Source organism: Curtobacterium sp. MCBD17_021 (genome assembly GCF_003234525.1).
Classification (GTDB): Bacteria; Actinomycetota; Actinomycetes; order Actinomycetales; family Microbacteriaceae; genus Curtobacterium.
In genome coordinates this window covers 1-823 of the sequence record NZ_QKTS01000033.1, presented here as the reverse complement: position 1 = coordinate 823, position 823 = coordinate 1, and the positions used below count along the sequence as shown (strand labels likewise).

Below are 823 nucleotides of genomic sequence, written 5' to 3'. Positions count from 1 at the left end.
CCGAATCACTGTCACAAGCCGGGAACGGCCCGCAAGCGCTCACCAGCCGCACATCGCTGGTTCTCCACCCCTTCGCGGGGTGTGTTCGGCGCGCATCCATCCCTGATCCGCGCCGAGCGCGACAAGCAAAGGAACGAAGACATGCGCAAGTCCCTCAAGACCTCGATCACCCTCGCCACGACCGGTGCCCTCGTCCTCGGTGGCGCAGCGTTCGGCGTGACCGCCGCGAACGCGTCCACCCCGGTCGTGCACACCGTCTCCAGCTCCGAGTCGAAGATCCCCGCCCCGGTCGCGTCGGTCCCCGAGGTCCTCGGCGGCGACACCTCCGTCGCCCTCGACAAGGGCTTCACCGACGCCCTGACCTCCCTCAAGCTCACCCCGGGTGTCTCGGGAGATGCGACCCTCGAGGACGGCGCCGTGTCGTTCCCGATCACCTCCGGCTCGGTCACCTACTGGAGCCCGGACGGCGACTACCGTCCCTACGTCCAGGGTCTGCTCAACCACGACGACTCCGGACTGACCCTCAAGGCCGGCGACACCACCGTCACGCTCGAGAACTTCGTCGTGAACCCGGGCTCGTCGAAGCTCTACGGTGACGTCCTCGTCAACGGTGAGGTCGCCGCGCCGAACGCGTTCCTGTTCGAGCTGCACGGCGGCTCCCTCAAGCCCCTCCAGCTCGAGGGCGACAACGCGATCCTGACCGGCACCACCGTCCACATCTCCCAGGACGCCGCGGACCTGCTGAACCAGACCTTCAAGACGGACGCCGTCAAGCGCGGCCTGCTCGTCGGCACCGCCACCATCACCGCCCAGATCAAGTAAC

The 823-nt window shown here is 67.7% G+C and carries 1 protein-coding gene; it reads left to right on the top strand.

Annotated features, from left to right (window positions below):
- Positions 1–141: 141 nt before the first annotated feature.
- Positions 142–822, top strand: a complete 681-nt coding sequence (locus DEI83_RS15660) for a hypothetical protein (RefSeq protein ID WP_111082861.1) — start codon at positions 142–144, stop codon at positions 820–822.
- The last annotated feature ends 1 nt before the right edge of the window (position 823 follow it).